Annotated in this window: 1 protein-coding gene; it reads left to right on the forward strand. The window is 45.8% G+C overall.

The annotated features are described in order from the left end of the window. Positions 1 to 365: LPS assembly protein LptD (lptD, locus tag A3729_RS10700; protein ID WP_156497883.1), on the forward strand; the 365-nt coding region annotated here is incomplete at both ends.

Genomic DNA, 365 nt, shown 5'->3' on the forward strand with positions numbered 1-365 from the left:
AGTTCTATAATAGCGAGCAGAAAGCAATCGGCCCAGATGACACGGACGCTCGCTGGGGCCTCAGCTTTAGTCAGGATATCAATGCGCATCATGACGGCTGGTATGGCACGCTCAAATATAGCCAGATCAGCGACTTTGACTACCTGGATGATTTGAACCAGGGGCTGAATATAAACCGAAGTGATAACCTTGATCGAAGGGCTGAACTCCATTATTCAGAGGATAACTGGCGATTCAGCTTCTTGATGCAGCAATACAAAAGTATCGATGAAACACTGCTGGCAAGCGAACAAGCTTATCAACGCTTACCTGAACTAAATTATCAATTCGGTTCTATCTACAAACAACTGCAACTCGACTGGCAC

Source organism: Oleiphilus sp. HI0043 (assembly GCF_001634935.1).